This is a genomic window from Halorubrum sp. Atlit-26R, from assembly GCF_003666015.1.
Taxonomy (GTDB): domain Archaea; phylum Halobacteriota; class Halobacteria; order Halobacteriales; family Haloferacaceae; genus Halorubrum.
The window spans coordinates 1-496 of sequence record NZ_QPLT01000430.1 but is presented as its reverse complement, the minus strand read 5'-3'; the positions used below and the strand labels follow the sequence as shown (position 1 = coordinate 496).

The window sequence follows — 496 nt, the reverse complement described above, 5'->3', positions numbered from 1 at the left end:
GGGGCTGATTGCCTTCCAGCCGGGCGAGGCGTCGCTCACCGAATCGCTCGCTACCGACTGGTCGCTCGACGGCGATTCGGTGACCCTCACGCTGCGGGAGGGTGTGAGCTTCCACGACGGGTCGGAGTTCACCGCTGACGACTTCATCGCCACGTATCGGCGGTTCGTCGACGACGACTACGAGTACCACTTCGATGACGCCTCCGTTTACGGTCCGTTTACCCTCGGCAACTGGATCGACAGCATCGAGGCGCCGAGCGACTACGAGCTTTCGATCACGCTCACCCAGACGTACGCGCCGTTCCTCCGCAACCTCGCGATGTTCGCGGCGGTCGTCATCTCGCAGGACGCCATCGAGGGCGACGCGGACCTCGGGGAGGAGATGGTCGGGACCGGCCCGTTCCAGCTGGAGACCCTCGACGACGCCAACAACCGGATCCGGCTCACCGCCTTCGACGACTACTGGGGCGAGAGTCCGAACGTCGACGAGGTGCTG

General features: G+C 65.3%; 1 protein-coding gene. It reads left to right on the top strand.

Going from position 1 to position 496, the window contains the following annotated elements:
* Positions 1 to 496: ABC transporter substrate-binding protein (locus tag DVK07_RS21310; RefSeq protein ID WP_233565613.1), on the top strand; the 496-nt coding region annotated here is incomplete at both ends.